This is a genomic window from Mycobacterium parascrofulaceum ATCC BAA-614 (genome assembly GCF_000164135.1).
In the GTDB taxonomy this organism is placed as follows: Bacteria; Actinomycetota; Actinomycetes; order Mycobacteriales; family Mycobacteriaceae; genus Mycobacterium; species Mycobacterium parascrofulaceum.
The window spans coordinates 74,709-95,986 of record NZ_GG770558.1 but is presented as its reverse complement, the minus strand read 5'-3'; the positions used below and the strand labels follow the sequence as shown (position 1 = coordinate 95,986).

Here is a 21,278-nt window from a genome sequence, read left to right as displayed (position 1 = left end):
CCCCTATCCAAGGCCACCCGTTCCGATGTACCATTTGGTACATGCTTACCGAAGACAGCATCGAGATCGACGCGCCGCCGCAGCTGGTGTGGGACGTCTTCAGCGACGTGCAGCGCTGGCCCGAATGGACCGCCTCGGTGACCTCGCTGACCGGGCGCGACGGGCCCGCGCTCGAGGTCGGCAGGCGGTTCGCGATCAAGCAGCCCGGCATGGCGAAGCTGACCTGGACGGTCACCGAAATCGCCCCCGGCACGTCGTGGACCTGGGTGCAACGCTCCCCCGGCGTGCGGGTGAGCGCCCGGCACGACGTGATCGCCCAACCCGGCGGCCGCACGCTGGTGCGCCAGCGACTGGACCAGCGCGGTGTGCTCGGCGCGCTGGTCGGCCGGTTGATGGCCGAGAAGACCAAGCGCTTCCTCGAACTCGAGGCCCAGGGACTCAAGGCCCGGTCTGAACAGTTCAGCCGCGCCGATGGCTCGCACTGATTCCGAACGGCGCCGCGAACTGCTGCATGCGCTCTTCGACGAGTTCGCCGCGAACGGGATCGGCAACCGCTCGCTGCGCGATGTCGCCGCCGCTGTCGGCACCAGCCACCGGATGCTGTTGCACCACTTCGGTTCTCGCGAAGATTTGCTGATCGCGATCGTCGAGGAGGCCGAGCGTCGCCAGATGGCTCTCGTTCCCGGCTTGCCGGAGGATCCGGCCGAGGGCTTCGCCGCGATGTGGGCCGACCTTCGTCGGCCCGAATTGCGCCAATTGGAACGGCTCTTCTTCGAGTGCTATTCGCGCGCGGCCCAGGGCGAAAAGCCCTTCACGCAAATGGTTCCCGGCGCCGTCGACGGCTGGCTGCGTGAGGTCGAGTCGGCTTCCGCCGGCGTCGCCTACGACCGCGCGATGGCAAGGCTCGGGCTGGCCGTCACCCGCGGCCTGCTGCTGGACCTCGTGGCCACCAATGACGAGGCCGGCGTCGACGCGGCCGCGCAGGCCTTCGTGAGCCTGCTAGGCGGGCAAGGCCTTTCGGCCGGCACCTGAATCCGTCCCGAAGAACTGATACTCCTCGGGCTTGATGGACCGGGTGTCGCGCCAGTACTCCCAGGTGTAGCCGCCCCACAGCACGGTGTTCTTGCCGTGCTCGTCGAGATACCAGCTGCTGCACCCGCCGCTGTTCCACACCGACGGCCCCAGCCGGCGCTGCAACTCGTCGTTGAACGCGTCCTGCGCGGCGCGCGTCGGCGCCAGCGCCTGGGCGCCGCGTTTGTCACAGGCCTTGATCGCGCTGGCGACGTAGCGGATCTGGGACTCGATCATGAACACCACCGAGTTGTGCCCCAGCCCGGTGTTGGGGCCCAGCAGGAAGAACAGGTTGGGCATGTCGGCGACGGTGACGCCGTGGTGGGCGGCGATGCCCTCGCGGTTCCACCGGTCCACCAGGTCTTCCCCGTTGCGCCCCTTGATCTGGACGTAGGTGTAGGAGTCGGTGACGTGGAAGCCGGTGCCGTACACGATCACGTCGACCTCGCGCTCCCTGCCGTCGGCCGTGACGATCCCGCCGGGCGTGATCCGCTCGATGTGTTCGGTGATCAATTCGGTCTTGGGGTCCGCCACCGCCGGGTAGTAGGTGGAGGAGTTCAGGATTCGCTTGCACCCGATGCGGTAGTGCGGGGTCAGCTTGCGGCGCAGCTCGCGGTCCTTGACCGAGCGGCGGATGTTGTATTTGACGTAGGCCTCGATGAACTTCAGCGCGTTCGGGTGCTTGGTCATGCCGAAGGCCAGCGCCTCCTGCCCCCAATAGATCACCGCACGCACCAGCGCGCGCAGCCCGGGGACGTTCGCCATGGCCCGGCGCACGGCGACCGGAATCTCGGGGTTGGAGCGCGGCACCACCCACGGCGGGGTGCGTTGGTAGAGCTGAAGTTCGGCGACCTGCCCGACGATCTCGGGCACGATCTGGATCGCGCTGGCGCCGGTGCCGATCATCGCCACCCGCTTGCCGGTCAGATCGACGCTGTGGTCCCATTCGGCGGAATGGAAAGCGGGACCGCGGAATTCGTCGCGCCCCTCGATGTCGGGCATGGATGGAATGTGCAGCGCGCCCGCACCCGAGATCAAGAATTGCCCGACGAATTCCCGGCCGTCCTCGGTGAAGACGTGCCAGCGCTGTTCGTCGTCGTCCCAGTGGGCGCGGTCGACGTGCGAATTGAACCGGATGTAGCGGCGCAGCCCGTACTTCTCGGTGACGCCCTTGAGGTAGTCCCAGATCTCGGGTTGGTAGGAGAACGGGTTGTGCCAGTCCGGCTTGGGCTCGAACGAGAACGAGTACAGGTGCGACGGGATGTCGCAGGCGCAGCCGGGGTAGCTGTTGTCGCGCCACGTGCCGCCGACGTCGCCGAACTTTTCCAGGATGACGAAGTCGACGCCTTGCTGCTGCAGCTTGATCGCCATGCCCAGGCCGGAGAACCCGGTCCCGATGATGATGGCGCGCGCGTGCACGGGCTGGTGCGTGTTGGTCGGCTCGGCTTGTGTCACGACGTCGGTCACGGTGGATCGGTCTTCCTGTCAGCTCGCAAATACCCAGTACCCAGGGTATCGGATGGCACGAGTGTCGACGACCGCCGCAACGATGTCAACGTGCCGGGGTCCTTCGACGGGCCTCAGCCCGCGGCGCGGTTGGCCGGGACCACGCTGTGGATGGGCTGGTCGGGGTCCATGCGGATGCCGAGCGCCTCGGCGGTGCCGACGATGACCCCGACCATGATGGTCGTCAGGTGGGCGACGAACTGCTCGCGCGGCATGCGGCGGGGACTGTCGGCGTCGGGGCCCAGCCACCACTCGGTGGCCGACGACGCCGACCCGAAGGCCGCGTTTCCGGCCAGTTCGAACGCCGCGTGGTCGAGTTCCATCTCGCGCAATTCGTTGTCGAACATGTCGGCCACGGCCAGGGTGATCCCCCGGCCCTCGTTGAGGATCTGGGGGCTGGCCGCGGAGCGGCCCTGGATGAAGACCCGCAGCACGTTGGGGTGCTGGTCGACCAGGTTGACGTACTCCTCGACCGCGCGCCGGATCACCTCGCGGGACGAATCCGTCTTCAGGTCGATGGACGGGAAGATCGCCGCCCACAACATGTCCCGCAGCCGTTCCCCGATGGCCTGGAACAGGTCCGACTTGTCGTGGAAATGCCGGTAGATCTTGGGCTTGGCGGTGCCGGCCTCCTCGGCGATCTCCCGCACGCTCAGCTCGGGCCCCAGCCGGTCGATGGCGCGGAAGGCCGCGTCGACGATTTCGCCGCGCACCTTCTTGCGGTGCTCGCGCCAGCGCTCGCTGCGCGCGTCCAGTTTCACCCCGGGCGGTTTGACGCTGGGGTGGGGTGGTCGCGGAATTCTCACCACGTCAAGCACCATACCCCTCTGGGGCCGCCATGAGCCGCTGACCTGGGCAGACTGCGCGCCAGGGGCCCGGCGCGGCGGTCAGAGCATGCAGGACACGCAGCCCTCGACCTCGGTCCCCTCCAAAGCCATCTGCCGCAGCCGGATGTAGTAGAGCGTCTTGATGCCCTTGCGCCAGGCGTAGATCTGCGCCTTGTTCACGTCGCGCGTGGTGGCGGTGTCCTTGAAGAACAGCGTCAGCGACAGCCCCTGATCCACGTGCTGGGTCGCCGCGGCGTAGGTGTCGATGACCTTCTCGTAGCCGATCTCGTAAGCGTCCTGGAAGTACTCCAGGTTGTCGTTGGTCATGTAGGGCGCCGGGTAGTAGACGCGGCCGATCTTGCCTTCCTTGCGGATCTCGACCTTGCTGGCGATCGGGTGGATCGAGCTGGTCGAGTGGTTGATGTAGGAGATCGACCCCGTCGGCGGAACGGCCTGCAGGTTCTGGTTGTAGATGCCGTGCGCCTGCACCGACTCCTTGAGCCGCTTCCAGTCGTCCTGCGTCGGGATCCGAATCTCCGCGTCCGCGAAGAGCTGACGGACCTTGTCGGTCTGCGGCTCCCACACCTGGTCGGTGTATTTGTCGAAGAACTCCCCCGACTTGTACTTCGACCGCTCGAAACCGCCGAACGCCTTGCCCCGTTCGATCGCGATGCGGTTCGACGCCCGCAGCGCGTGGTAGAGCACGGTATAGAAGTAGATGTTGGTGAAGTCGATGCCTTCCTCGGACCCGTAGAAGATGCGCTCCCGGGCGAGGTAGCCGTGCAGGTTCATCTGTCCCAGCCCGATCGCGTGGGAATCGTTGTTACCCTGCTCGATTGACGGCACCGACGTGATGTGGGTCTGGTCGCTCACCGCGGTCAGCGCGCGGATCGCCACCTCGATCGTCTGGGCGAAGTCGGGCGAGTCCATCGTCTTGGCGATGTTCAGCGACCCCAGGTTGCACGAAATATCCTTGCCCACTTTGGCATACGACAGGTCGTCGTTGAACAACGACGGCGTGGACACCTGCAGGATCTCCGAGCACAGGTTCGAGTGCGTGATCTTGCCCTCGATCGGATTGGCCCGGTTCACCGTGTCCTCGAACATGATGTACGGATAGCCCGACTCGAACTGCAGCTCGGCCAGCGTCTGGAAGAACTCCCGCGCCTTGATCTTCGTCTTGCGGATGCGCGCGTCGTCAACCATCTCGTAATACTTCTCGGTCACCGAGATGTCGGCGAACGGCAGACCGTAGACCCGCTCGACGTCATACGGCGAGAACAGGTACATGTCCTCGTTCTTCTTGGCCAGCTCGAAGGTGATGTCGGGAATCACCACGCCCAAGCTCAGCGTCTTGATCCGGATCTTCTCGTCGGCGTTCTCCCGCTTGGTGTCCAGGAAGCGGTAGATGTCGGGGTGATGCGCGTGCAGATACACCGCACCGGCGCCCTGGCGCGCGCCCAGCTGGTTGGCATAGGAGAACGAATCCTCGAGCAGCTTCATGATCGGGATGACGCCCGAGGACTGGTTCTCGATGTTCTTGATCGGCGCACCGTGCTCACGAATGTTGGTGAGCAGCAACGCAACTCCCCCACCGCGCTTGGACAACTGCAGGGCGGAGTTGATCGATCGCCCGATCGACTCCATGTTGTCCTCGATGCGCAGCAGGAAGCAGCTCACCGGTTCGCCGCGCTGCTTCTTGCCCGAGTTCAAGAACGTCGGGGTGGCCGGCTGGAAGCGGCCGTCGATGATCTCGTCGACCAGCTTTTCGGCCAGGCCGGTGTCGCCGGCGGCCAGGGTCAGCGCCACCATGACCACGCGGTCCTCGAAGCGCTCCAGGTAGCGCTTACCGTCGAACGTCTTCAGCGTGTAAGAGGTGTAGTACTTGAACGCGCCGAGAAATGTCGGGAACCGGAACTTCTTCGCGTAGGCGCGGTCCATCAGCGCCTTGACGAAGTTGCGCGAGTACTGATCGAGAACCTCACGCTCGTAGTAGTTCTCGCGGATCAGGTAGTCGAGCTTCTCGTCCTGGTTGTGGAAGAAGACCGTGTTCTGGTTGACGTGCTGCAGGAAGTACTCGCGGGCGGCCAGCACGTCCTTGTCGAACTGAATCTTGCCGTCTGCGTCGTACAGATTCAGCATCGCGTTCAGGGCGTGGTAGTCCGTCTCGCCCGGTAGAGCGTGGGCGCCGGACGTTACAGGCTCTGCAGTGACGGTTGGTGGCACGTCTGTTCCTTCCAGAAGTCAGCCAGGCCCGCGCGGACGGCTTCCACGTCGTCCGGGGTTCCCATCAGTTCGAAGCGGTAAAGGTAGGGCACGCCGCATTTGCGCGAGATCACGTTGCCCGCGTAGGCGAATTCGGCGCCGAAGTTGTTGTTGCCCGCGGCGATGACACCGCGGATCAACGACCGGTTCTGCTCGTTGTTCAAGAATGCGATGACCTGCTTGGGGACATAGCCACCGGCGTTGAGGTCCGGGGTGGCCCGGCCGCCGCCGTACGTGGGCAGTATCAGCACGTACGGCTCGTCGACCTCGATACGGCCGTGCAGCGGTATCCGCGTGGCGGGAACACCCAGCTTCTCCACGAAACGGTGGGTGTTCTCCGACACGGAGGAGAAATAGACCAGTGGCGATCGCGAGCGCGGCGAATCCGGGCGAAGCGGGTCGCCACTCATCCAACTTGGGCTGCGCGACTGCACCGCAACCTCCTTACTTAGCTGACGTCCTGCTACGCGCTGAGCGCCGATTCCGCGAGCGCCTTGATGCGGTCCGGCCGGAAGCCCGACCAGTGGTCGTTGCCCGCCACCACCACGGGGGCCTGCAGGTAACCCAGCGCCATCACGTAGTCGCGCGCCTCGTTGTCCAGCGAGATGTCGACCTTCTCGTAGCCGATGCCCTGCTTGTCCAGGGCCTTGAACGTGGCGCTGCACTGCACGCATGCCGGCTTGGTGTACACGGTGATGCTCATGGAAGCCGCTCCTTTGCGGAAGGTGGGACTTGTTACGGACTGGCAACTACTCGGTACTACGTCTTCGCTGTGGTTCAGCGGCCCGCCAAGCTCCCACATTCCCGTCGTGCGACCGTCGGGGTTCAATGACCCATCGAGCCGATTTCGGGTGGTGAACCAGGCCCCGGTCGGGCTGGTGAACCTGGGATCTGCCGGTGCTCGAAACACTACACCTAGTGGCTGACAAGATGACCAGATACAAGATGTTCGGAATAACATTTCTGAAATTCGCTGGTCGTAAGCCTTCCGGGCGACACGCGCCCGGCGTGTCGCAGGTCACATTCTTCGCCGCAGCCGCCCATGCGCATCGTTGTATCACCGGCCACCGACAACTCCGGCCGAAACGGGCCGCCGCGGCCGGCCGGGTCGGCAACCAGCAAAGCCGCCAGCCGGGGCTGGCGGCTTCTGCTAGCCGGTTACGGCAAACCTCGCTGGTCACCCCGCGAGGGCTTGTTCGCTTCCGCCAATCAGCCGACCTCGGCCACCAGCTTTCCGACGACATCGCGCACGTTCTCCGAGAGCTCCGCGTGCTCCGCGGGGGCCTTGCCCTCCAGGGTTTTGAACGGCACGGAGAGCTTGATCGACTCGACCACCCGCGCGCCGGCGATCCCGAACGACTTGCGGGTCTCGTCGTGCGCCCAGACTCCGCCGTACTGGCCGAACGAGCCGCCGATGACCGCCAGCGGCTTGCCCTTCAGCGCGCCGTCGCCGAACGGCCGGGACAGCCAGTCGATCGCGTTCTTGATGACGGCCGGGATGCTGCCGTTGTATTCGGGCGTGACCACCAGCGCCGCGTCGGCGGCGGCCGCCGCGGAGTGCAGCGCGACGACCGGGTCCAGCGGTGGGGCACCGGCGGTCATGGCGTGGTCGATCTCCTCGTTGTAGAACGGCAGCTCGTTGAGCCCGTCGAAGATCCTGACGGTGACGTCCGCCGGCGCGACCTGGGCCGCCAGCTCGGCGATCTGCCGGTTCACTGACGCCGCGCGCAGGCTCCCCACGAACGCCAAGATTGTGATTGCCACGTTGAAGTCCCCTTCGGTCGTTGGTCTACATCCTCCCATGCCTAACCGGACTGCAGTCCGATTTATTTCGCCGGCGCTACAGTGCAGTCATGAGCGAGCGGTTGGACGCGTTGCCGGTGTGGGCGCCGCAGGCGGTCCACCAAGAGCGGGGCGACGCGGCGCGCAACCGGGCGCTCTTGCTCCAGGCTGCCCGAAACCTGATCGCCGAGCGCGGCGCCGACGCGGTCACGATGGACGACGTCGCCGCAGCCGCCGGTGTCGGCAAGGGCACCCTGTTCCGACGGTTCGGCAGCCGCGCCGGGCTGATGTTGGTGCTGCTGGACGAGGAGGAACGGGCGAGCCAGCAGGCGTTCCTGTTCGGCCCACCGCCGCTGGGCCCCGATGCTCCCCCGCTGGATCGGCTGGTCGCGTTCGGCCGCGAGCGCATCCGGTTCGTCCACGCCCACCACGAGCTACTGTCGGCGGCCAACCGTGACCCGCAGAACCGCTACAACGCGCCGGCCACGGTGCTGCGCACGCACGTGCGGGTGCTGCTGCAGGAGGCCCACACCTCCGGGAACCTCGACGCCCAGACGGACGCGCTGCTGGCGCTGCTCGACGTCGATTACGTCGAGCATCAACTCCACGAAGCGGGCCAGACCACGCAGACGTTGGGAGACGCCTGGGAAAGCTTGGCGCGCAAGCTGTGTGGGCGATAGCGCCATGACCGCGCCGGCACCGCTCTGGGTGCTGCACGTCGACCTCGACCAGTTTCTGGCGTCGGTGGAGCTGCGCCGCCACCCGGAGCTGGCCGGGCTGCCGGTGATCGTCGGCGGCAACGGCGACCCGACCGAACCGCGCAAGGTCGTCACCTGCGCCTCCTATGAGGCCCGGGAGTTCGGCGTGCACGCCGGCATGCCGTTGCGGGCCGCCGCGCGGCGCTGTCCCGAGGCGACGTTTCTGCCGTCGGACGCGGCCGCCTACGACGCGGCGTCCGAACAGGTGATGGGCTTGTTGCGCGACGTGGGGCACCCCGTGGAGGTGTGGGGCTGGGACGAGGCGTACGTCGGGGTCGCGACGGCCGATCCGACCGGGGTGGCCGAAGAGATCCGCACGGTCATCGCGTCGGAAACCGGGCTGTCCTGTTCGATCGGCATCAGCGACAACAAACAGCGCGCCAAGGTCGCGACCGGCTTCGCCAAGCCGGCGGGCATCTTTACGCTCACCGACGCGAACTGGATGACCCTGATGGCCGACCGCCCGGTCGACGCGCTGTGGGGCGTCGGTCCCAAGACGGCGAAAAAACTTGCCGCGCTGGAGATCACGACGGTGCGGGAGCTCGCACACAGCGACGCCGAGCCGCTGACATCCGCGTTCGGCCCGCGCACCGGCCTGTGGCTGTTGCTGCTGGCCAAGGGGGGCGGCGACACCGGCGTCAGCGCCGAGCCGTGGATCCCGCGCTCCCGCAGCCACGTCGTCACCTTCCCGCGCGACCTCACCGATCGCGCCGAAATGGATTCGTCGGTAACCCAATTGACCGAACAAGCGTTGACGGACGTGCTGGCGGCGGGCCGGGTCGTGACGCGGGTCGCGGTGACCGTGCGAACCGCGACCTTCTACACCCGCACCAAGATCCGCAAGCTGGAGGCGCCCACCACCGATCGGGACACCATCGTCGCCGCGGCGTTGCGGGTCCTGGACCTATTCGAGCTCGACCGCCCGGTCCGGCTGCTCGGGGTGCGCCTCGAACTGGCCATGCCGGAGTAGCGGCGCCGGAGCGGGCCGCAGCGCCCGCGTGAACACGACGTTGACCTGACGCATCGCCACGCTGTAGGGCCACCAGGCCAGCCGCTTGAAGGCGTACAGCGCCCTGATGTCCGGCGACGTGTAGATGAGGTAGCGGTTCTTGGCCACCCCGGCCAGGATCTTCTCGGCCGCCTTCTCCGGCGAGACGGCGTGCCCGCTGAACCGGTTCACCCAGCGGGCCACCTTCGGGTCTTCGCGGTCCACCCCGGCGATCTCGACGGTCTGCACCAGCGGGGTGTTCACCGCGCCCGGCACCACGACCGACACCCCGATGCGGTGGCGGGCCAGGTCGAAGCGCAGCACCTCGGACAGGCCGCGCAGGCCGTACTTGCTGGCGCTGTACGCGGCATGCCACGGCAGCGCGACCAGCCCGGCGGCCGACGACACGTTGACCAGGTGTCCGCCGTTGCGGGCCGCCACCATCGGCGGGACGAAGGTCTCGATGACGTGGATCGGACCCATCAGGTTGATCGCGATCATCTTGCTCCACTGCTCGTGCGTCAGCCGGTCGACGGTGCCCCACGCGGACACCCCGGCGACGTTGAGCACGACGTCCATGCTCGGATGGTCGCGATGGATGTCGGCGGCGAAGGCCGCCACCTCGTCGTAGTCGGCGATGTCGAGCGCCCGGTGCGCGGGCACGCGGGCGCCCAGCGCGCGGGCGTCGGCCACCGTCCGCTCGAGGCCGTCGCGGTCGCGGTCGGTCAGATAGAGCTCGGCGCCGTGGGTGGCCAGCCGCAGCGCGGTGGCGCGGCCGATGCCGCTGGCCGCGCCGGTGACCAGAGACCGTTTGCCTGCGTAGTACCCCTGCTGCCCCATTGCGGTGACGATACCGGCGGTACGCCCTAGCTTTGCCCGCCCCACAGCGCGTGCAGCCACAACCGCTCCAGCACCCGCACGCGGCGGTCGAGGTCGCTGTCGCGCCCGGCCAGGATCGGGTCGCCGGTCAGCATCAGCGCGGTGGTGCCGGCCAGGGTGCGGATCAGGGTGGGCAGGTCGTCGCTGATCGGGTGGGCGGTCCCGGCCTTCATCTCGGCCTCCACGATGGCGACGATCTGGCCCAGCACCACCTCGAACTGTTGGTCCATCAGGTTGCGGATCTCGACGTCGGTGTTGCGGGCCTCGTTGCAGGCGGTCATCACCGGGTCGTTGTGCGCATAGACGGCGGCCGCGCTGCCGACCATGCGTTGCGCGAACTGCTCGGGGGATTCCCCCGGCTCCCGCGGGGCGAAGTCCTGGGTCAGCTCTTCGAGCTCCCGGGCGGCCTCGGCCATCAGCTGGGCCAGTACGGCGTATTTGGAGTCGAAGTAGAAGTAGAAGCCGGACCGGGCCACCCCGGCCCGAAGGCTGATGGTGCTGACCGACAGCTCCGCGAACGGCTTCTCCTGCAGCAGTTCCCGCACCGCCTGCAGGATCGCCTGGCGCTGTTTGTCACCTCGCCGCTGCCCGCCGGGCTCCGGGGTGGCGGGGTGGCTGCTCATTCCCTGACCTTGCACCACGCCGGTCAAAAAGCAAACTTGACAGCCGTCAAGTTTTTTCGGAGGGTTATAAGACAGTGACGGCTGTCACCTCGGAGGGCACGCAAAGGAGCGTTTATGACCGCCACGATCAGCACCCCGCAGTACCTGCTGGACCAGGCGCGGCGCCGGTTCACCCCGACGTTGAACACGATCCCCGGGATGGGTGCGGTCGAGAAGCGGCTGCTGGCCCACGACTGGGACGTCAAGGTGCTGGCCGAACCGCCCGCCGGCAGCGGCCTCAAGCCGGTGACAGGCGATGCCGGCCTCCCGATCCTGGGGCACATCATCGAGATGTTCCGGGGGGGCCCGGATTACGCGCTGCACCTGTACCGAACCCGCGGCCCCCTGCACTTCCTCGACTCGCCGATCATGCCGGCGGTCACCGCGCTTGGGCCCGACGCCACCCAGGCGGTGTTCTCGAACAAGAACAAGGACTTCTCCCAGCGGGGCTGGCACCCGGTGATCGGGCCGTTCTTCAACCGCGGCCTGATGATGCTGGACTTCGACGAGCACATGTACCACCGGCGCATCATGCAGGAGGCCTTCACCCGCAGCCGGTTGACCGGCTACGTCGAGCACATCGACCGCGTGGCCAGCGACATCGTGGCCAACTGGCCGACCAACGACGCGCGCTTCCTGTTCCACCCCGCGATGAAGGAACTCACCCTGGACGTCGCCTCCCTGGTGTTCATGGGGCACGAGCCGGGCACCGACCACAATCTGGTCACGAAGGTCAATCAGGCGTTCACGATCACGACGCGCGCGGGCGGCGCGATCATCCGGCAGCCGGTTCCGCCGTTCAAGTGGTGGCGGGGGCTGCGGGCCCGCACCCTGCTGGAGGAGTACTTCGCCGACCGGGTCAAGGAGCGCCGCCAGGCCACCGGCAACGACATGCTCACGGTGCTCTGCCACACCGAGGACGAGGACGGCAACCGCTTCACCGACGAAGACATCGTCAACCACATGATCTTCCTGATGATGGCCGCCCACGACACCTCCACGTCGACGACCACCACGATGGTCTACAACATGGCCGCCAACCCGGAGTGGCAGGAACGGGCGCGCGAGGAGTCGGCCCGGCTCGGCGACGGGCCGCTGGACATCGAGGCGCTGGAGAAGCTGGAAACGCTCGAACTGATCATGAACGAGTCGTTGCGCATGGTGACGCCGCTGCCGTTCAACATGCGACAGGCCATTCGCGACACCGAGCTGCTCGGCCACTACATCCCGGCGGGAACCAACATCACCATCTGGCCCGGCATGAACCACCGGCTGCCCGAATTGTGGACGGACCCCGACAAATTCGATCCCGAACGCTTCGCCGAACCGCGCTCCGAGCACAAGAAGCACCGGTACGCCTTCGCGCCATTCGGCGGCGGCGCGCACAAGTGCATCGGCATGGTGTTCGGCCAGCTGGAGGTCAAGACCGTGGTGCACCGGCTGCTGCGCCGCTACCGGCTGGAGCTGGCCCGGCCGGGCTACGAGCCGCACTGGGACTACGGCGGCATGCCGATTCCGATGGATGGCATGCCGATCGTGTTGCGCCCGCTCTGATTCCTCGCGAGCAGGCACAAAATCGCGTTGTGCGGCGGCTCGGCGTGCGATTTTGCGTCTGCTCGGCACCGTGAACTAGGCGATCAGCCGGTTGGCGCAGGCGATCACCGCGCGCAGCGCCGACTGCGTCGAATCGTCCGACCAGCCCATCGCCCACTCGTCGCGGGCGCCGTTGCCGCCGCGTATGAAGGTGGCGGTGTCCCCGCCCGGCCGCAGCTGATGGAACTCGAGGATTTCCACCGGGACTCCGCGGTCGTGCAGCATCGCGCTGAGCGCCGCGATCGGTCCGCCCGCCGCGACCGTCGAGCTGCTGATGCGGTCGCCGACGGCGATCGTGGCCCGGAAGCCCCGCGCCTGTGGCCCGAGCCGCCGGTCGGCATCGGTGCATGTCCAGTTGCGCAAGCGCTCGGGGCCGGCCGGCTGGGCGTAGGTCGCGACGAACAGCTCCCAGGACATTGCGCCGGCCCGCTCCCGCAGGCCCCGGGGCAATGGGACGCCGAACCGCTCGGCGAACCACGCCGTGGCGGGAGTAGTGAACGGATCGCGCCGCTCGGGAAGGGCGCACCCGGGAAGGGTCTTGGGAAGAGTCACGGCGTCGGTCTTCTTCGGTCGAGAGGAGTGACCGACGGCGGTAGCTTCCGACCCACAGCGGGGGGTCGGTCTGGGTCAGACCCCGCTGCGGGTGCTAGCTACTACGGCTCGATCGAGAAGACGCACGAGCGACGACTCTAGCCGGATACCGCCCTGACGTGCAAGTTCGGCTGGATCCGAATTACGCTTCAGCCCGTTTCGAAATTGATCGAGATTTTTGGTTTACTCGTCTCGGTCAGTGGGTATGTGGCCGGAGCATGTGTCGTTCAACGGCTGTGCAATTACTCCCCTCGGAAGATGATGAAAGAAGGCTCATCATGAAGGAACGCACCATGAAAACCCTCAAAGCTGCCGCAGCAGCCACGGGGGTGACCGCGGTGTTAATACTCCCCACCGGATGCGCTTCCTCGGCGGCCGGAAGCGGTGGACTGATCGGCGGCAGCAGCAGCAGCGGTCTCGGCGGAGTCATCGGCGGCATTACTAGCGGCCTCGGCCTCTAGGCGGCTCTTACGTCAAGCAGCCCCCGGAACGTTTCCCGGGGGCTGCTCGCGTTTACCCCGTCGGCCCGGCCGACGGCTCGAATCGCAGATACGCCTGAATCGTCGTACCGCTGGGCGTGGTGTGGGTGCGCACCAGATCCGAGATGGCGTTCACCAGATACAGGCCGCGGCTGGCGGGGCCGCACGGTCCCGGGTCCATGCGGCCGACCAACGGATCCTCGAAGCATCCGGTGTCGCGCGCCTCGCACACCAGGTACCCATCGTCGCGCCAGAAGGCGAGCTGGCAGGCGCCGTCGGTGTACATCAAGCTGTTGCTGGCCAGTTCGGTGGCGACCAGTTGCAGGTCCTCGATACTGTCCGGGGACAACCCGACCCAGTCGGCGTAGTTGGTGGCGAACGACCGCGCCGGGCTGAGGTCCGTCGACTTCTGGACGAGATAGGTGACGGCCCCGGGATTGGCGGGCAGCGGGCGGTTGCAGCGCTGCAGGGCGGCATCGGGCGCGTAGTCGGCGCTGCGTTGCAACGCGTCGCCGCTCCACAGCAGCGGATGCGTCGCCCGCACGTCCAAGAGCACGTCCTCGCCGAGCCGGCTTCCGTCGTAAAGGCACAGACCCGTCACCTGGTAGCCGTCCATCGCCCCGTTGATCAGGGCCTCGTGCTCCACGCAGGCGACCAACTCTTCCTCGGTGCGCCCGGGCCAGGCGAGTTGGCTGACGATCCGCACCCGCCGGTCGGCGTGGTCGTCCACGAAGCAGCCCGCCATCGCCATGAATCGGCTCGGGTTGCGGGCGGCCTCGGTGATGTCCACCATCCGCAGACGTTCCGGCGTCTCGCCGCCGGCGCTCAGCGCGTCGTGAAGTAACGCCAACTCGTCCGGCGGCACGGCGACCAGCACCGCCTCGTCCATCGCCAGCCCTTCGCTGACGAAGCGCGTCACGGAGTCCAGATACTCCTGCCGGGATTGGTAGATGAGTGCCGAGTGGACGAAGCCGAGCCGTCCGATGTCGGTGCCCGCCGTCACTCCAGCACTCTCGCTCTCAATCACTAATGCCAACCCCCTGCTGGACCGGCCGTTCACTTCCTCCCTCCCCAGTACCCCCCGCGGGCCTCCGCTATACCGCGCTGCAGATCACATCTGAGAACTAGAGCCACCAGGAGGCGGCGGCGTCGAGGTGACGACGAACGCGATAGCGGGCCAGGCTCTCGTCGCCCGCCTTGATCGCGTCCACGATTCGCAGGTGGGCGTGGTCGACGGCCAGGACATCCGCCCAGGTCGGCGGCTCCTGCCCGGTGCTCGTCCAGTGCCGCCGGAACAACTCGACGATGATGCGCAGGAACAGGTCGAGCAGCGTGTTGCCGGCCAGCCGGGCCAGGCCCACGTGGAAGCGGAACTCCTCGACGGCGGCGTCCGCCACATCGCCGGGCCCGTCCGAGACCTCCGACCGGTGGGTCGCCAGGAAGTCGGCCACCTCGGCTTCGCCGCGCCGCTTGACCACCTTGGCGACGTTGTCGATCTCGATGGCGTCCCGCACGCAACGGAGGTCCTCGCGGCCGGGGTCGCGGTACTGCAGGTACAACGCGATGGTGTCGATGCTCGCCTGGGCCTGCGGTTTGGCGATGACGAGGCCGCCGCCGGGCCCGCGGCGCATGTGCGCGATCGAGTGATATTCGAGCAGCCGCACCGCTTCGCGGAATACCGCGCGGCTCACCCGGTACCGCTCCAGCAGGGCCGTCTCGGTGCCGAAGACCGAACCGACCTGCCAGCCGCCGGCCGCGATGTCGTCGCCGATCGTGGCCGCCAGCATCTCCGCCAGCTTGCCCCGGGGCGCCTCGACGGTGAGCGGTCGCGGCTTGCGCCGCCGGGTCACGTTGCCCGGGTGGTGGTGCTGCAGCCAGGCGGTCACCGCCTCGACGTGCCGCTCGCTGAGCGTCTTGGCCCGCGCCGAGTCGCCGGAGGTGACGGCCGCGACGATCTCGGAGTGGTCGACGTGCATGCGGTCGACCGCCTCGATGGCCTCGGTGGCCGTGTCCGTCCGCGACTGCAAGGCGTAGCGGGCGGTGAGCCGAATCAGGACGTCGATAAACAGTTGCAGGACCGGGTTTTTCGATTGTTCCGCCAGGGCGATGTGGAACTCGTCCCGCGGCGTCGGCAGCCCGGGTCTCCACTCTTCCTCGCCCCGCAGCACCGCCCGCAGCGAAGCGATGCCCGCCTCGTCGATCCGTTCCGCGGCCAGCGAAGCCGCCAGCGGTTCCAGGACCAGGCGTGCGTTGAGCAGGTCGCCGAGCGTCGTGCCCAGGTATTCGAGATAGATGACGACGGCGCGGGTGGCCGGGCCCGCATCGGGCTCGCAGATGATCAGTCCGCCGCCCGGCCCGCGGCGCATCCGGGCCACCTGATGGTGTTCGACGAGCCGGACGGCCTCGCGCAGCACCGAACGGCTCACCCCGAAGCGCTCTTGCAGCGCCGGTTCGGAGCCCAGCGATTCGCCGGTGGCCCAGCCGCGGCGGACGATCTCCGCCTCGATGTCCCGCGCGATCTTGGCAGCCAGCTTGTTCTCCGGCCCGGTGCTCATGTCAGGCCCAAGAACGCTGTCCGGCAAGCACTTTCAGCATGTGAGCAGCATGCAGCCGGCGACGGGCCCGCCGCCCACGGAAACGACGCCGACGTCCGGGCGCCGCGACACCTGCCGCTCCCCCGCCTCGCCGCGCAGCTGCAGGCATCCCTCGTGCAGCGCCCAATAGCCGTGCATCCGCCCGGCCGACAGTTGACCGCCGTAGGTGTTCAGGGGAAGCGCACCGTCCCGGGCGATCCGCGCGCCGCCTTCCACGTAAGGCCCGGCCTCGCCGTCGCCGCAGATCCCCAGGGCTTCCAGCCACGCGATGGTCAGGTAGGTGAAGCCGTCGTAGAGCTCGGCGACCTGGAGATCCGACGGCTTCAGGTCGGTGCGCGACCACATCTGCGCCGCCGCGTCCGACATCGCCATCTTCGGGTAGTCGTCGCGGTGGAACCAGCCCCCGGCGCCGTCGGACCCGCCGATCGCCTCCACCGCCACCGCGCGGTGCGGGCAGTCCGCGGCGTATTCCGCATGGGAAACCACCACCGCGATCGAGCCGTCGATCGGGACGTCGCAGTCCAGCAGGCCGAACGGGCTGGACACCGGCCGCGCGCCGAGGTAGTCGGCCATCGTCATCGGGTCGCGGTACACCGCGCGCGGGTTGAGTGCGGCATTGCGCCTGCCGTTGAGGGCCACCCAGCCCAGCTGCTCTTTGGTGGTTCCGTACAGCTCCATGTGACGGCGGCAGTTGAGCGCCAGCCAGTTGGCGGCGGAATAGGCGTTGGCCGCGACCAGGTCGTTGACGTCGTCCATCGCCCCGACGGCGGGACGTTCGGCGCCCTCCGCCGTCTCGAACATCCGCGCCAGCGGCGGCGCGGGCGCGTTCTCCTGCGGCTTGACCGGGACCGTGCCGCCCAGCATCTGGATGGTCCGGTACACCACCACGTGGCGCGCGCGCCGCTCCGCGACCGCTCGGCACGCCGACATCACGGGGCTGAGCAGTCCGCCGGTCCCGAAGCCGGACCCGCAGTCGGCCGCTTCGATCCGCAGTTGGGCGTTGACGTCACCGGCGGGGGTGTCGCCCAGCGTCGCGATGCCGTCGATGTCCGAGACGACCAGCCCGGCGTCCTCGATGGCGGCGCGCACCGCTTCCATGGTCAGGTCCAGGCCCGGGATGCCGGTGCGGCGCCCGATTCGGGAGATGCCGATGCCGGACAGGATCGCGTCTTTCTCGAAATGCGTCATGCACACCGCCCGTCAGCCCACCGCCCCGCATCGAACCAATTGAGTGTACTGTATTCGTCGTGCCGGACGAGCCGCTGCTCATCGAATACTGCGACGACTGTGCGCGCTGGGCGCATCCCGCGACCGGCGAATGCCGGGCGTGCGGCGGCAAGCTGGTCGCGCGGCCGGTGTCGGGGCGGGGAACGGTGTTCACCTACACCGTCAACCACCATCCCTACAACCCGGAGATTCCCGTGCCGTACGTGATCGCCATCGTCGAGCTCGCGGAGCAACGGGGCCTCCGGGTGGCCGCCAATATCGTTGGCTGCGAACCCGATTCGGTGAGCTGCGGGATGCCCGTCGAGATCCGCCCGGAGAAGGGCAGCGGCGGGGCGCCGCAGTTCGCTCCCGCCTGACCCACGCCGAGCGTCCGCAAAATGCCGCCGTGCGCGGCGTGTCGTCGTACAAACACGGACGCTCGCGGGATCAAGAAGGGCGTTAGTTGATCAGCGGATCGCGCGGCATGCCGAGGATCCGCTCGGCGATCTGATTGCGGGTCACCTCCGAGGTGCCGCCGGCGATCGCCATGCCGCGGGCCCCCATCGCCAGCCGGCCCACGATCGCGCCGGGTCCGTCCATCAGCGCGACCTCCGGGCCCGCCAGCGCCGCCCAGATCGCGGCCCCGTCCACCATGTGCTCGGCCAGCTTGAGTTTGGTGATGTTGCCCTCCGGGCCGGGCCCCGCGCCCTCGACGCTGCGCGCGGCGCGGCGCAGGTTCAGCAGCCGCAGCGCGTGGTCGTCGGCCAGGAAGGACCCGATCCGAACCGGCGCCCCGCCCAAGCGATCTGACTGCTGAGCCAGCTGCACCAGCGTGGGCGCGAGGGCCTCGTAGAACGATCCGCTGCCGCCGATGCTGACCCGCTCGTTGCCCAGCGTCGCGCGGGCGACCGTCCACCCCGAATTGGGCGCCCCGACGACGTCCTCGTCGGGGACGAACACGTCGTTGAAGAACACCTCGTTGAACTCCGAGCCGCCGGTGATCTGCCGCAGCGGCCGCACCTCGACGCCCGGGCCCTTCATGTCGATGATGACGGTGGTAATGCCGGCGTGCTTGGGGGCCTCGGGGTCGGTCCGCACGGTGGCCAGGCCCCGCGCGCAGTACTGCGCCCCGCTGGTCCAGACCTTCTGCCCGTTGATCTTCCAGCCGCCGTCCACCCGGGTGGCGCGGGTCTTGACCGACGCCGCGTCGGAGCCGGCCTCGGGTTCGGAGAACAGCTGGCACCAGATCTCTTCCTGGCGCAGCGCCTTCTCCACGAATCTTTCGATCTGCCAATCGGTTCCGTGCTGGATCAGGGTCAGGATGACCCACCCGGTGATCGAGTAGTCCGGGCGTTTGATGCCCGCCGCGCGGAACTCCTCCTCGATCACCAACTGTTCCACCGCGTCGGCGGCGCGGCCCCACGGCTTGGGCCAGTGCGGCATGACGTAGCCGGTCTCGATCAGCTTGTCGCGTTGCGCTTCCTCGTCCAGGGCGGCGATCTCGGCGGCGTCGGCGTGGATCCGGGTGCGCAGTTCTTCGGCCTCGGGCGGCAGGTCGAGGCTGTTCTCCCGGTTGCCGCCGGCGGCGGTGCGCTCGAAGACGTCCCGCGCCGGGCCGTCCCCGCCGAACAGCGCCGCGATCACCAGCGCGCGGCGCAGGTGCAGATGCGCGTCGTGCTCCCAGGTGAAGCCGATGCCGCCATGCACCTGAATATTCAGCTCCGCGTTGCGCGCGTACGCCGGGAATGCCAGGGTCGCGGCCACCGCGGCGGCCAGCTGGAACTGGTCCTCGTCCTCCGAGGCCGCGCGCGACGCGTCCCAGACCGCGGCGACGCCGGACTCCGCGGCCACCAGCATGTTCGCGCAATGATGCTTCACCGCTTGGAAAGTCGCGATGGTGCGGCCGAACTGCTGGCGCACCTTGGCGTAGTCGACGGCGGCCTCGACGCAATCGGTCGCTCCGCCCACCGCCTCGGCGGCCAGCAGCGTCCGCGCCCGGGCCAGCGCCGATGCCCTGGCACCGGTCAGGACGTCGTCGGCGCTGACGCTGACGTTGTCGAGGCGCACGCGCCCGGAGCGCCGGGTCGGGTCGAAGTTGTTGGGCACGTCGACCGACACCCCGGCGCGGCCGCGCTCCAGCAGCAGCACATCCTCGCCGGCCGCGATCAGCAGCAGCTCGGCCAGCCCGGCGCCCAGCACGATTCCGGCGTCGCCGTCGGCGACGCCGCCCTCGAGCCGCACCCGGCCGTCCAGGCCGATGCCCGCGGTGACGGTGCCGTCGATCAGTCCGGGCAGCAGCCGCGACTTCTGTTCGGCGCTGCCGTCTTTGGCGACCACCGCCGACGCGATCACGGTCGGCACGAACGGCCCCGGCGCCACGGCGCGGCCGAGCTCCTCGACCACCACCACGAGCTCGGGCAGCCCGAACCCGGAACCACCGTGCTCTTCGTCGACGTGCAGGCCGAGCCAGCCCAGCTCGACCAGGTTCTGCCAGAACGGCGGCCGGGATTCCTCGGCGGCGTCGAGCAGGGACCGCGCCGCCCAGCGGGCCTTCTGCGAGGTCAGGAACGCGCGCGCGACCTCGGCGAGTTCGCGGTGGTCGTCGGTCAGTGCGATACCCATGAGGGGCCCTCCTCGCTACCGGCTGGGTAGCCTGCCCCGCTTCGAGGGGAAGCGGGGCGGCTGCCTAAAGAGTGTACTTAATGCGAGGAGGGTCGCCCGTGGGGGTGGCTACTTGGGCGCGAACCGCTGACCGGCGTCCAGCCGCAGGCACTGGCCGTTGAGCATCGGGTTCTCCACGATCGCGGCCACCAGCTTGGCGTACTCGATCGGCCGGCCCATCCGCTTCGGGAAGGCGGCGTCCTTGACCAGCTGGTTGGCCATCTCGTCGGGCACCATCGAGGTCAACCCGGTCAGGAACAGGCTGGGGGCGATCGCCAGCACCCGGATCCCCATCGACCCCAGGTCGCGGGCCATGGTCAGGCACATGCCGGCGATCGCCGCCTTCGCCGCGGTGTAGGCGACCTGCCCGATCTGCCCCTCGAAAGCCGCGATCGACGCGGTGTTGATGATGACGCCGCGCTCGTCGTCCTCGGGCTCGTTCTTGGCCATGTGCGCGGCCGCGAGCCGGCTGATGTTGAACGTGGCGATCAGGTTCAGGTCGATGACCGACTGGAAGGATTCCAGGTCGTGGGGGCCGGACTTGGTCAGCGTCCGCTTGGCGATGCCGCCGCCGGCGGTGGTGACGGTGACGTGCAGGCCGCCCAGCTTGTCGACCGCGGTCTGCAGCGTCTCCTCGGTGCCCTTGAAGTCGGTGACGTCGACCGGATAGAACGCGCCGCCGATCCCCTCGGCCACCTGCTTGCCGTCGGAGCCCTCGCGGTCGAAGATTGCCACCTGGGCCCCGCGCTCGGCCAGCAGCTCCGCGGAGGCACGACCCATCCCCGACGCGCCGCCGATGACGACGACCTTCTTTCCGTTGATCTCCATCCGGCCTCTCCTTTTGGGTTATCAGATCCCTTGCAATCTGTAACGTTACGTAGGCACGCTAGCGCGTCGGTTTCCGAGGCTTGTCGGCGAGCCATGCCAAGCTGATTTCGTGCTCCTCCTCGACGTGGCGACCACCTCGCTTGACGTGGGCGCCACGCCGTCGCGGCTGGGCAAGGTCGCCCACATCGCCGCCCTGCTGGGCCGGGCGGCTGCCGACCCCGACGGTGTCGCGATCGTGGTGTCCTGGCTCTCCGGTGAGCTGCGCCAGCGCCAGATCGGGGTGGGCTGGGCATCGCTGCGGTCGCGCCCGCCCCCGGCGTCGCGGCCGACCCTGACCGTCGCGGGCGTGGACGCCCGGTTCTCGGCGATCGGGGCGGTGTCCGGCAAGGGGTCACAGGCGCGGCGCGCCGAGCTGGTGGCGGGCCTGTTCGCCGCCGCGACCGAGCCCGAACAGACCTTCCTGCTGCGCCTGCTCGGCGGGGAGCTGCGGCAGGGGGCGCTGGCCGGGATCATGGCCGACGCGGTGGCCCGGGCCGCCGACATCCCCGTGGCGTCGGTGCAGCGGGCCGCGATGCTGGGCGGCGACCT

At 68.2% G+C, this 21,278-nt stretch carries 21 protein-coding genes and 1 pseudogene; 8 read left to right on the top strand and 14 right to left on the bottom strand.

The features are described from left to right. Positions 1 to 41: 41 nt before the first annotated feature. Positions 42 to 485, top strand: coding sequence for an SRPBCC family protein (locus tag HMPREF0591_RS23750; protein WP_040623816.1), 444 nt, complete (start codon positions 42 to 44; stop codon positions 483 to 485). Continuing rightward, entirely contained in the window at positions 472 to 1,032 is a 561-nt protein-coding gene (locus HMPREF0591_RS23745) for a TetR/AcrR family transcriptional regulator (protein WP_007171241.1), read from the top strand. The genes HMPREF0591_RS23750 and HMPREF0591_RS23745 overlap by 14 nt, the downstream gene beginning before the upstream one ends. Here the strand turns inward: HMPREF0591_RS23745 and HMPREF0591_RS23740 are convergent. The 6 genes from HMPREF0591_RS23740 to HMPREF0591_RS23715 all read right to left on the bottom strand — a co-directional run bounded on the left by HMPREF0591_RS23740 (position 1,000) and on the right by HMPREF0591_RS23715 (position 7,472). Beyond that, complete coding sequence (locus tag HMPREF0591_RS23740) at positions 1,000 to 2,538, bottom strand: flavin-containing monooxygenase (protein ID WP_007171240.1); 1,539 nt, start codon at positions 2,536 to 2,538, stop codon at positions 1,000 to 1,002. The genes HMPREF0591_RS23745 and HMPREF0591_RS23740 overlap by 33 nt on opposite strands. A 113-nt stretch (positions 2,539 to 2,651) precedes the next feature. Next, the gene (locus HMPREF0591_RS23735; protein WP_085981728.1) at positions 2,652 to 3,386 is read right to left on the bottom strand and encodes a TetR/AcrR family transcriptional regulator; all 735 of its coding nucleotides are present in this window, start codon (positions 3,384 to 3,386) and stop codon (positions 2,652 to 2,654) included. A gap of 78 nt (positions 3,387 to 3,464) precedes the next feature. Then, positions 3,465 to 5,630, bottom strand: coding sequence for a class 1b ribonucleoside-diphosphate reductase subunit alpha (gene nrdE, locus HMPREF0591_RS23730; RefSeq protein WP_007171238.1), 2,166 nt, complete (start codon positions 5,628 to 5,630; stop codon positions 3,465 to 3,467). After that, complete coding sequence (gene nrdI / locus HMPREF0591_RS23725) at positions 5,600 to 6,079, bottom strand: class Ib ribonucleoside-diphosphate reductase assembly flavoprotein NrdI (RefSeq protein ID WP_050790126.1); 480 nt, start codon at positions 6,077 to 6,079, stop codon at positions 5,600 to 5,602. Before nrdI ends, nrdE begins: the two co-directional genes overlap by 31 nt. A 53-nt stretch (positions 6,080 to 6,132) precedes the next feature. Beyond that, positions 6,133 to 6,372, bottom strand: coding sequence for a redoxin NrdH (locus tag HMPREF0591_RS23720; protein ID WP_007171236.1), 240 nt, complete (start codon positions 6,370 to 6,372; stop codon positions 6,133 to 6,135). Between the two features lie 506 nt (positions 6,373 to 6,878). Further along, entirely contained in the window at positions 6,879 to 7,472 is a 594-nt protein-coding gene (locus tag HMPREF0591_RS23715) for an NAD(P)H-dependent oxidoreductase (protein ID WP_167310177.1), read from the bottom strand. A gap of 50 nt (positions 7,473 to 7,522) precedes the next feature. Between HMPREF0591_RS23715 and HMPREF0591_RS23710 the strand changes: the two genes are divergently transcribed. Further along, positions 7,523 to 8,131, top strand: coding sequence for a TetR/AcrR family transcriptional regulator (locus HMPREF0591_RS23710; RefSeq protein ID WP_007171234.1), 609 nt, complete (start codon positions 7,523 to 7,525; stop codon positions 8,129 to 8,131). Positions 8,132 to 8,135: 4 nt separating this feature from the next. Further along, a complete protein-coding gene (locus HMPREF0591_RS23705; protein ID WP_007171233.1) occupies positions 8,136 to 9,179 on the top strand; it encodes a DNA polymerase IV in 1,044 nt (347 codons plus the stop codon). Here the strand turns inward: HMPREF0591_RS23705 and HMPREF0591_RS23700 are convergent. Together HMPREF0591_RS23700 and HMPREF0591_RS23695 are read right to left on the bottom strand one after the other, a co-directional pair. Further along, positions 9,114 to 10,037, bottom strand: coding sequence for an SDR family oxidoreductase (locus HMPREF0591_RS23700; RefSeq protein WP_007171232.1), 924 nt, complete (start codon positions 10,035 to 10,037; stop codon positions 9,114 to 9,116). The genes HMPREF0591_RS23705 and HMPREF0591_RS23700 overlap by 66 nt on opposite strands. Before the next feature lie 26 nt (positions 10,038 to 10,063). Next, positions 10,064 to 10,699, bottom strand: coding sequence for a TetR/AcrR family transcriptional regulator (locus HMPREF0591_RS23695; RefSeq protein WP_040623812.1), 636 nt, complete (start codon positions 10,697 to 10,699; stop codon positions 10,064 to 10,066). Between the two features lie 114 nt (positions 10,700 to 10,813). Here HMPREF0591_RS23695 and HMPREF0591_RS23690 point away from each other — a divergent pair, with 114 nt between their 5' ends. Then, positions 10,814 to 12,292, top strand: coding sequence for a cytochrome P450 (locus HMPREF0591_RS23690; protein ID WP_007171230.1), 1,479 nt, complete (start codon positions 10,814 to 10,816; stop codon positions 12,290 to 12,292). A gap of 75 nt (positions 12,293 to 12,367) precedes the next feature. Here the strand turns inward: HMPREF0591_RS23690 and HMPREF0591_RS23685 are convergent, their stop codons facing one another. After that, positions 12,368 to 12,883, bottom strand: coding sequence for a 2-isopropylmalate synthase (locus HMPREF0591_RS23685; RefSeq protein ID WP_040623810.1), 516 nt, complete (start codon positions 12,881 to 12,883; stop codon positions 12,368 to 12,370). Between the two features lie 317 nt (positions 12,884 to 13,200). Here HMPREF0591_RS23685 and HMPREF0591_RS31380 point away from each other — a divergent pair, with 317 nt between their 5' ends. Next, a complete protein-coding gene (locus tag HMPREF0591_RS31380; protein WP_007171228.1) occupies positions 13,201 to 13,383 on the top strand; it encodes a hypothetical protein in 183 nt (60 codons plus the stop codon). Positions 13,384 to 13,435: 52 nt separating this feature from the next. On the opposite strand, the gene HMPREF0591_RS23680 is transcribed toward HMPREF0591_RS31380, so the two are convergent. The 3 genes from HMPREF0591_RS23680 to HMPREF0591_RS23670 all read right to left on the bottom strand — a co-directional run bounded on the left by HMPREF0591_RS23680 (position 13,436) and on the right by HMPREF0591_RS23670 (position 17,183). Beyond that, entirely contained in the window at positions 13,436 to 14,428 is a 993-nt protein-coding gene (locus HMPREF0591_RS23680; protein WP_040623808.1) for a sensor histidine kinase, read from the bottom strand. A 97-nt stretch (positions 14,429 to 14,525) separates the two neighbouring features. Next, the gene (locus HMPREF0591_RS23675; protein WP_007171226.1) at positions 14,526 to 15,956 is read right to left on the bottom strand and encodes a FadR/GntR family transcriptional regulator; all 1,431 of its coding nucleotides are present in this window, start codon (positions 15,954 to 15,956) and stop codon (positions 14,526 to 14,528) included. Positions 15,957 to 15,989: 33 nt separating this feature from the next. Next, complete coding sequence (locus HMPREF0591_RS23670) at positions 15,990 to 17,183, bottom strand: thiolase family protein (RefSeq protein ID WP_040623806.1); 1,194 nt, start codon at positions 17,181 to 17,183, stop codon at positions 15,990 to 15,992. Between the two features lie 59 nt (positions 17,184 to 17,242). Between HMPREF0591_RS23670 and HMPREF0591_RS23665 the strand changes: the two genes are divergently transcribed. Then, positions 17,243 to 17,578 carry a Zn-ribbon domain-containing OB-fold protein gene (locus HMPREF0591_RS23665; protein ID WP_007171224.1) on the top strand — a complete coding sequence of 112 codons (336 nt, stop codon included), beginning with the start codon at positions 17,243 to 17,245 and terminating at the stop codon, positions 17,576 to 17,578. 82 nt (positions 17,579 to 17,660) lie between these two features. On the opposite strand, the gene HMPREF0591_RS23660 is transcribed toward HMPREF0591_RS23665, so the two are convergent. After that, positions 17,661 to 19,823: an acyl-CoA dehydrogenase family protein gene (locus HMPREF0591_RS23660; RefSeq protein WP_007171223.1), complete on the bottom strand. Its 2,163-nt coding sequence runs from the start codon at positions 19,821 to 19,823 to the stop codon at positions 17,661 to 17,663. 108 nt (positions 19,824 to 19,931) lie between these two features. Continuing rightward, positions 19,932 to 20,690 carry an SDR family NAD(P)-dependent oxidoreductase gene (locus HMPREF0591_RS23655; protein WP_007171222.1) on the bottom strand — a complete coding sequence of 253 codons (759 nt, stop codon included), beginning with the start codon at positions 20,688 to 20,690 and terminating at the stop codon, positions 19,932 to 19,934. A 109-nt stretch (positions 20,691 to 20,799) separates the two neighbouring features. Between HMPREF0591_RS23655 and HMPREF0591_RS23650 the strand changes: the two are divergent. Continuing rightward, a pseudogene (locus HMPREF0591_RS23650) lies at positions 20,800 to 21,278 on the top strand (ATP-dependent DNA ligase); the annotation flags it as partial.